The sequence below is a fragment of the Pseudomonas monteilii NBRC 103158 = DSM 14164 genome (assembly GCF_000730605.1).
GTDB classification, from domain to species: Bacteria; Pseudomonadota; Gammaproteobacteria; order Pseudomonadales; family Pseudomonadaceae; genus Aquipseudomonas; species Aquipseudomonas monteilii.
Map to the genome: position 1 here is coordinate 280,401 of NZ_BBIS01000008.1, position 8,731 is coordinate 289,131.

At 66.7% G+C, this 8,731-nt stretch carries 9 protein-coding genes; all 9 read left to right on the plus strand.

The genetic code is table 11. The annotated features are described in order from the left end of the window. Positions 1-183 precede the first annotated feature (183 nt). Positions 184-2,193, plus strand: a complete 2,010-nt coding sequence (locus PM2_RS03790) for a conjugal transfer protein TraG (protein ID WP_003104002.1) — start codon at positions 184-186, stop codon at positions 2,191-2,193. Continuing rightward, on the plus strand, positions 2,190-2,654 hold the full coding sequence (locus PM2_RS03795) for a ribbon-helix-helix protein, CopG family (RefSeq protein WP_003104000.1): 465 nt from the start codon (positions 2,190-2,192) through the stop codon (positions 2,652-2,654). Before PM2_RS03790 ends, PM2_RS03795 begins: the two co-directional genes overlap by 4 nt. Further along, entirely contained in the window at positions 2,651-3,703 is a 1,053-nt protein-coding gene (gene trbB / locus PM2_RS03800; RefSeq protein ID WP_003103998.1) for a P-type conjugative transfer ATPase TrbB, read from the plus strand. Before PM2_RS03795 ends, trbB begins: the two co-directional genes overlap by 4 nt. Then, positions 3,700-4,083, plus strand: a complete 384-nt coding sequence (locus PM2_RS03805; protein ID WP_003103996.1) for a TrbC/VirB2 family type IV secretion system protein — start codon at positions 3,700-3,702, stop codon at positions 4,081-4,083. The genes trbB and PM2_RS03805 overlap by 4 nt, the downstream gene beginning before the upstream one ends. Next, a complete protein-coding gene (locus PM2_RS03810) occupies positions 4,080-4,352 on the plus strand; it encodes a VirB3 family type IV secretion system protein (protein ID WP_003103993.1) in 273 nt (90 codons plus the stop codon). The genes PM2_RS03805 and PM2_RS03810 overlap by 4 nt, the downstream gene beginning before the upstream one ends. Positions 4,353-4,367: 15 nt before the next feature. Beyond that, on the plus strand, positions 4,368-6,827 hold the full coding sequence (trbE, locus tag PM2_RS03815; protein WP_010791836.1) for a conjugal transfer protein TrbE: 2,460 nt from the start codon (positions 4,368-4,370) through the stop codon (positions 6,825-6,827). Further along, the gene (gene trbJ, locus PM2_RS03820) at positions 6,824-7,549 is read left to right on the plus strand and encodes a P-type conjugative transfer protein TrbJ (RefSeq protein ID WP_003103988.1); all 726 of its coding nucleotides are present in this window, start codon (positions 6,824-6,826) and stop codon (positions 7,547-7,549) included. The genes trbE and trbJ overlap by 4 nt, the downstream gene beginning before the upstream one ends. A 12-nt stretch (positions 7,550-7,561) precedes the next feature. After that, on the plus strand, positions 7,562-7,894 hold the full coding sequence (locus PM2_RS03825) for a hypothetical protein (RefSeq protein WP_010791835.1): 333 nt from the start codon (positions 7,562-7,564) through the stop codon (positions 7,892-7,894). Further along, on the plus strand, positions 7,891-8,731 hold an 841-nt coding region (gene trbL, locus PM2_RS03830), incomplete at its 3' end, for a P-type conjugative transfer protein TrbL (protein WP_042131281.1). The genes PM2_RS03825 and trbL, both read left to right, overlap by 4 nt.

Sequence of the window (8,731 nt, forward strand, 5' to 3'; positions counted from 1 at the left end):
CGCTATCGCTTGCGGCGTTTTTCTTTGGTTCGACGCCGCGCGAATTCTGTCTTTTTGCTCGACGTTTCTGCTCGAAACGGTCTTTGACCGGCACCGACCCGGCACCGATTCTGACGCTTGCGGCACGCCTTTGTGCCGCTTCTTCCATGAGGAATCAGCTCAGGAGAAATCGGAGGCCAGGTCATGCAAGGGACGAGCGTGCTGTTCGGTCAGATCGCCGTGGTATTTGGCATCGTGATCGCCGGAGTGTGGGGCGCCACACAATGGACAGCAGCAGCCCTTGGCTACCAGCTACGCCTTGGCTCGCCCTGGTTCGATCTTCTCGGCACGCCGATCTACCACCCATGGCGCCTGTTCGAGTGGTGGTTCTTCTTCGACGCCTACGCGCCGCGCGTGTTCGACACCGGCGGCGCCATCGCGGGCGGCAGCGGCCTGCTGGCGGTGGTGGTCGCCATCGGCATGTCGATCTGGCGCTCGCGGCAGTCGCGCCTGGTCACGACCTACGGCTCGGCCCGTTGGGCGAACGCGGATGACATTCGCAAAGCGGGCCTCACGCTGCCGGCCGGCGTGTTCCTGGGCCAGCACGACCGCCAGTACCTTCGCCACGAAGGCCCGGAACACGTCCTGACCTTTGCGCCTACGCGATCGGGCAAGGGTGTCGGCCTCGTGGTGCCGACACTGCTTTCCTGGCCTGCATCCGCCGTCGTCCACGACATCAAAGGCGAGAACTGGCAGATCACCGCCGGCTGGCGCTCGCGCTTCTCTCATTGCCTGCTGTTCAACCCCACGGATGCGAAGTCGGCGGCCTACAACCCGCTGCTGGAGGTGCGGCGCGGCGCGCATGAGGTGCGCGACGTTCAGAACATCGCGGACATTCTGGTCGATCCCGAAGGCGCGCTGGAGCGCAGGAACCATTGGGAGAAAACCAGCCACGCGCTGTTGGTCGGTGCGATCTTGCATGTGCTCTACGCCGGCGAGGACAAGACGCTGCGCGGCGTCGCCAACTTCCTGTCCGACCCGGCCAGCCCGTTCGAGCTGACCTTGCACCGGATGATGACCACGCCGCACCTGGGCGATGGGCCGCATCCGGTCGTCGCCTCTGCGGCGCGCGAAGTGCTCAACAAATCGGACAACGAGCGTTCTGGCGTGTTGAGCACCGCCATGTCGTTCCTCGGTCTGTACCGCGACCCGACGGTGGCCGAAGTCACCTCGCGCTGCGATTGGCGCATCGCCGACCTGATCGCTGCCGAGCATCCGGTGTCGCTGTACCTGGTGGTGCCGCCTTCGGACATTTCGCGGACGAAGCCGCTCATTCGCCTGATCCTCAACCAGATCGGCCGGCGCCTCACCGAATCGCTCGACGGCTCCGACGGCATCGAGCGCCGCCACAAGCTGCTGTTGATGCTCGATGAGTTCCCGGCGCTGGGGCGCCTGGACTTCTTCGAGACGGCGCTGGCCTTCATGGCCGGCTATGGCATCCGCAGCTTCCTCATTGCGCAGTCGCTCAATCAGATCGACAAGGCGTATGGGCAAAACCACTCCATCCTCGACAACTGCCATGTGCGCGTGACGTTCGCCACGAACGACGAACGCACCGCCAAGCGCATCTCCGAGACGCTGGGTACGGCCACCGAGCTGCGCGCCCAGCGCAACTATGCGGGCCACCGGCTGGCGCCGTGGCTCGGGCATCTCATGGTGTCGCGCCAGGAAACGGCCCGACCGCTCCTCACGCCCGGCGAGGTGATGCAGCTTCCGCCCGACGAGGCCGTGGTGATGGTGTCCAGCGTGGCGCCGATCAAGGCGAAGAAACTGCGCTACTACGCGGACGCCAATTTCAAGCGTCGCGTGCTGCCACCGCCCACGCTGGCGAACCAGCAGTACGCCGACGCGCCGCCGTCGCGGCCCGACGACTGGAGCGGGCTGGCGATTCCGTCCGTGCCCGCTGCACCTGCCACGGCATCCGCCGATGGCCTGGAGAACTCGGCTTCGGCCGACGACGGCGGCCCGCGCCGTCAGCCCGAACTCTCCGAAACCGTCGCCTACGACCCCGAGCTGGCCGCGCCCGCGGCCGACCTTGGGCTACTCGATGACGACGACGATTTGCCGCTTCCCCTTCCTCGCCAGCTCGATCCAGCCATGCAGCGCACGGCCCGGCTGGCTTCCCTCGACCCCAACGACGGAATCGAGCTATGAGCCACTACCGCCTCAACTTGTTCATCCAGCCGGAGCACGCCAAGCGCCTGGACGAGCTGGCCGCCAAGAAAGGCGTGTCCAAGTCGTCCATTGTCGCGGCGGCGCTCGCATCGTGGCTGTCGCCCGACGCTGCCGACCAGCGCGAGGCGGCCATTGCCAAGCGGCTGGATCGCCTCTCGCGCCAGGCCGAGCGAATGGAGCGCGACCAGAACATCGCCATCGAAACGCTGGCGCTGTTCATCCGCTACTACCTGACCGTGAGCACGCCGGTTCCCGAGGCGCACCAAGACGCGGCACGCGCGCAGGGCAAAGCGCGCTTCGAGCAGTTCACCGAGAAGCTTGGCCGCCACCTGCTGCGGGGCCGCAGCTTGGTGCGCGACGTGGTGGAGGAACTGCATCCCGATCCGATGCGGATGGAGGACGCGGCGGCAGCCGCCCAAGCGCGGGAGCGTGCGTCATGAGCGCCGTTCCCCAATCCATAACCGCCACGTCGCTCGACCGCCGCATCCAGATGCTGCGCACGGCGATGGGGCCGCTGATCGCCGCCGCGCTCGAAGACCCGGACGTGGTGGAGGTGATGCTGAATCCCGATCGCACCCTTTGGGTGGATCGGCTTTCCAGTGGGCGCGCGCCGATGGGCGTGGAACTGCCCGAGGCGGACGGCGAGCGAATCATCCGCCTCGTGGCCGCCCACGTTGGCGCGGAAGTGCATCGCGGCCAGCCGCTGTTGTCCGCCGAGTTGCCCGAAACGGGCGAACGCTTCGAGGGCATCTTGCCGCCGGCAGCGCCGGGGCCGGTCTTCGCGCTGCGCAAGCGCGCCATCGGCGTGATTCCGCTGGAGCGGTACGTCATCGACGGGATGATGACCAGCGCGCAAGCGGGCTTTCTCGTTCGCGCCGTGCGCGAGCGGCAGAACGTGCTGATCGCCGGCGCCACCAGCAGCGGCAAGACCACGCTCGCCAATGCTTTGCTCGCCGAAATCGCCGCCACCGGCGACCGCGTGCTGGTGCTCGAAGACACGGTGGAGCTGCAATGCGCGGCCCGCGACCACGTTCCCCTGCGTACCCGCGCAGGCGTGGTGTCGATGACCGAGCTGGTTCGCTCGTCCATGCGCCTGCGGCCTGATCGCGTCGTCGTTGGCGAAGTGCGCGGCGCCGAGGCACTGGATCTCATCAAGGTGTGGGGCACAGGCCATCCGGGCGGAATCGCCACGATCCATGCCGGCTCCGCGCTCGGCGCGCTGCAGCGCCTGGAGCAACTGATTCTCGAAGTGGCGGTGAATCCGCCCCGTGCGCTGATCGCCGAAGCGGTCAACGTGGTGATCCACATCGCCGGGCGCGGGCGCAAGCGCCGCATCGAGAGCATCGCTCGCGTCGTCGGCTTCGACGGCGTGGGCTACCAACTGGCGGACGCGCTGGAAACGCCGTTTCCCGAGCTGCCGCCACTTCCCGATGCCGCACCCGCTGCGGCGACTTCCCCATCCCCTGACTCACTTGGAGAACTGCCATGACGCAGATGACCATTCCTGCTTTCCGTTTTTCTGCAAATCCGGCTTTGCGTCTTGCGCGGCTGCGCTGCCTGGCCCGCCCTGCGGGGCAAGGGCTGCTGCTGGCCGCGCTGCTGCTGTTCCTGGCCGGAACCGCACAGGCCGCCGGTTCCTCGATGCCGTGGGAAGGCCCGCTGCAATCCATCCTCGAATCCATCCAGGGGCCGGTGGCGCGAATCGTCGCGGTCATCATCATCATCGCCACGGGCCTCGCGCTGGCTTTCGGCGACACATCCGGCGGATTCCGCAAGCTGATCCAGATTGTCTTCGGTCTATCCATCGCCTTCGCCGCTTCGAGCTTCTTCCTGTCGTTCTTCAGCTTCTCCGGCGGGGCGGTCGTATGAGTGCCCCAGACACCTTCGCGGACGGTTTCGAGGTGCCGCTGCATCGCTCGCTGACCGAGCCGATTCTGCTGGGCGGTGCGCCGCGCACCGTGGCGATCGCCAACGGCACGCTGGCCGCCGCTGTCGGGCTGGGCCTGCAACTGTGGATTCCCGGCGTGGTGCTCTGGATCGTCGGCCATTCTTTGGCGGTGTGGGGTGCGCGCGTCGATCCGCAGTTCATGCAAGTCTTCGCCCGGCACATCAAGCATCGCCCGCTGCTGGACGTGTGAGGGGAGGACGCCGCGATGCTGAACCTCGCCGAATACCGCCAGCGCCCGGCCTTACTTGCCGACTGGCTGCCCTGGGCCGGGCTGGTCGCGCCGGGCGTCGTCTTGAACAAGGACGGCAGTTTCCAGCGCACGGCCCGGTTTCGCGGGCCTGACCTCGACAGCGCGACGCAAGGCGAGCTGATCGCCACATCGGCGCGGTTGAACAACGCGCTGCGCCGTATGGGATCGGGCTGGGCGCTGTTCATTGAAGCCGAGCGCCGTCCCGCTGCCGACCATCCGCACTCGGAGTTTCCTGAGCCGCTGTCGTGGCTGGTGGACGAGGAACGCCGCGCCACCTTCGAGGACTCTGGCAATCACTTCGAGAGTGGCTATCACCTGACGCTGGTGTACCTGCCGCCCGAGGAATCGCGCGCCCGCGCGGCGGGGATGCTGTACGAGAACCGGCCCACCGATGGCGTGGACTGGCGCGAGCGCCTGACGGCCTTCGTGGCGGAAACAGATCGCGTGTTCGACCTGCTCGATGGCGTGATGCCGGAAATCGCCTGGCTCGATGACAGCCAGACGCTGAGCTACCTGCACGCCACCATCTCGACGCGGCGCTACCGCGTCGGCGTGCCCGAAGTGCCGTTCCACATCGACGCGCTGCTGACCGACTCCGCGCTGGTCGGTGGCCTGGCACCCATGCTGGGCGACCAGCACCTGCGCGTGGTGTCGGTGCGGGGCTTTCCGACCTCGACCTGGCCGGGGATTCTGGACGACCTCAACCGCCTCGGTTTTGCCTACCGCTGGAGTACGCGCTTCCTCTGCCTGGACAAAGCCGAGGCGGAAAAAGAACTTTCCCGTCTGCGCCGCCAGTGGTTCGCCAAGCGCAAGAACGTCATCGCGCTGCTGCGCGAAACGATCTTCCAGCAGGAAAGCCCGCTGGTCGATACCGACGCCAACAACAAGGCCGCCGACGCGGACGCCGCCCTGCAGGAGCTGGGAAGCGATCAAGTCGCCTTCGGCTATCTGACGGCGACCGTCACCGTCATGGACGAGGACGCCGCCGTCGCAGACGAGAAGCTGCGCATGGTGGAGCGCGTCATCCAGGGGCGGGGCTTCGTGACTATCCCCGAAACGCTCAACGCCGTGGATGCGTGGCTGTCGTCCATTCCGGGCAACGCCTACGCCAACGTGCGCCAGCCCATCGTCTCGACACTGAACCTGGCTCACATGATGCCGGTGTCGGCGGTATGGGCCGGGCCGGAGAAGAACGACCACCTCGACGGCCCGCCGCTGATCGTCACGCGCACCGATGGCGCCACGCCGTTCCGGCTGGTGACGCACATCGGCGACGTGGGCCACACGCTGGTCGCGGGGCCGACTGGCATGGGCAAGTCGGTTCTGCTCGCCACGCTGGCAATGCAGTTCCGCCGCTATCGCGGCTCGCGCATCTTCGCGTTCGACATGGGCCGCTCCATGCGAGCCACGATCCTCGGGCTGGACGGCGAGCACTACGACCTGGGCACGGATGGCGAAATCGCCTTCCAGCCACTCGCGCGCATCGACCGTGAGGGCTACCGCACCTGGGCCGCCGAATGGATCGAAGGCCGCTTGCTGCACGAAGGCGTGGCGGTTGGCCCCGACGAGAAAGCGGCCATCTGGTCGGCGCTCGGCAGCCTCGCCGGTGCGCCGGTGGAGCAGCGCACGATGACGGGGCTTTCCGTGCTGCTGCAATCGAACGCGCTGCGCCAAGCGCTCGCGCCCTATGTGCTGGGCGGCGCGCACGGCAAGCTGCTGGACGCCGATCACGACCGGCTCGGCATGGCCGACGTGCAGTGCTTCGAGATGGAGGAGCTGATGCACAGCAAGGCCGCCGTCATGGCCGTGCTGCATTACCTCTTTGCGCGTTTCGATGAACGCTTCGACGGCGCGCCCACGCTGCTGATCCTCGATGAAGCGTGGCTATTCCTCGATGACCCGGTGTTTGCCGAGCGTATCCGCCAGTGGCTCAAGACGCTGCGCAAGAAGAACGTCAGCGTCATCTTCGCCACGCAGAGCCTCGCCGACATCAAGGATTCGAGCATCGCGCCCGCGATCATCGAGAGCTGCGCGAGTCGGATTTTCCTGCCCAACCCGCAGGCCACCGAGCCGCAGATTCGCACGATCTACGAGGGCTTCGGCCTCAACAGGCGGCAGATCGAAATCGTCGCCACCGCGCAGCCCAAGCGCGACTACTACTACCAATCCCGTCTCGGCAACCGCCTGTTCGACCTCGACCTGGGGCCGGCGGCGCTGGCCTTCGCGGGCGCGTCCACGCCGCAAGACCAGCGCGACATAGACCGCCTGCTGCTGGACGCCGGCGCACCCGGCTTCGCGGGCGCTTGGCTGCGCCATCGCGGCCTCGATTGGGCGGCCGACCTGCTGCCCTCGTTCCCCGGCCTGGCGCCGGGTTCCCTCCGTACCACCGACCACCCACAGGAGAGCCTGTCATGAAGAAGCGCCTTATCGCCGCCGCCGTCGCGGCCATGCTTTGCACCGCCACCGCTCATGCGCAATGGGTCGTGGTCGATCCCACGAACCTCGTGCAGAACACGCTGACCGCGATCCGCACGCTGGAGCAGATCAACAACCAGATCCAGCAGCTCCAGAACGAAGCACAGATGTTGATGAACCAGGCGCGCAACCTCGCCAGCCTGCCGTCCAGCGTGGTCGGCCAGTTGCGCGCCAATCTGGCAACGACCGAGCGGCTGATCGCCCAGGCCCGAGGCTTGGCCTATGACGTGACGAATCTGGATCGGGAGTTCGCACGCCTGTATCCCGAGCAGTACGCCGCCACCGTCAGCGGCGACCAGATGTACCGCGACGCACAGGAGCGTTGGCGGAACACGCTCAACGGCTTGCAGACCACGATGCAGATGCAAGCTCAGGTGTCGCAGAACCTGGGTGAAGACGAGAGCGTGCTGGCCGATCTCGTTGGCAAGAGCCAGTCGGCCGAAGGTGCGTTGCAGGCGATGCAGGCCATGAATCAGTTGCTGGCCTTGCAGGCCAAGCAGTCGATCCAGTCGCAGCGGCTCCAGATCACGCAAGACCGGGCGGCGTCGCTGGAGCTGGCGCGGCAGGCGGCGGCCACGGAGCGCGCCCGCGAAGTGCGGCGGCGCTTCCTGGGCGAAGGGACGCCGTACACGCCGCAGTCCGTGAACTTCTACGGCAACTGACGGGAGGCCGCCATGCGATGCGTCCTCGCCCCGTCTGTTGTGGTGCTTGTCGTGCTGCTGGCCGCTTGCGGCAAGCAGCCGGCCGACAACCTTGCCGATGCCCTGGCCGTCGATCCCGTGCGGCTCAAGGCATTGCGCGCGCAATGCGCGGCCGACCGGCAGGCCACGGGCGAGGACGCTTGCCGTGCCGCCGCCGAAGCCTTCCGGCGGCGCTTCTTCTCCGGCAAGGCCGGGCCGGATGAATACCAGACGCTGGCCGACCTGCCGCCGATCCCGCCGAGCTTCGATGAACCGGCCGATGGCATGGCGCCGGCCGTTCCCGCCGAGCCGGAGAACACGCCATGAATGACGTGACCATCATCGACCAGTTCCTCAACACCTTTGCCGCGTATATCGACTCGGGTTTCGGGCTGCTGCGGGGCGAAGTGGCGTTCCTCACGGCCACGCTGATCGTCATCGACATGACGATCGCCGGCCTGTATTGGGCCATGAGCCATGCCACCGGTCAGGGCGAGGACGTGATCGCCAAGCTTCTGCGCAAGGTGCTGTACGTCGGCGCCTTCGCCTACATCATCAATAACTTCAACTGGCTGGCCAGCATCGTATTCCGCTCGTTTGCGGGATTAGGCATAACCGCCACCGGCTCGGCCATCACGATGGAAAACTTCTTGCAGCCGGGCCGGCTGGCGAAAACCGGCATCGACGCCGGGGCGCCGATTCTGGAGCAGATCGGTGAGATGGCGGGCTTTCCCGAAGTATTCGTAAACCTCGACCCCATCGTGGTGATGTTCCTCGCGTGGCTGGTCGTGGTCTTGTGCTTTTTCGTGCTGGCGATCCAACTGTTCATCACGCTGATCGAGTTCAAGCTGACCACGCTCGCCGGATTCGTGCTGGTGCCATTCGCGCTCTGGAACAAGACCGCGTTCCTCGCGGAAAAGGTCTTGGGCAACGTGGTGGCCTCCGGCGTCAAGGTTCTGGTGCTGGCCGTGATCGTCGGTATCGGCTCGGGCTTGTTCGCTCAGTTCCAAGTCCATCCCGCCGAGCCGTCTATCGACCACGCGCTGGTCATCATGCTGGCCTCGCTCACCTTGCTGGCGCTCGGGATCTTCGGCCCCGGCATCGCCACGGGCCTCGTGTCCGGTGCGCCGCAGCTCGGCGCTGGCGCAATGGCCGGTGCTGCTG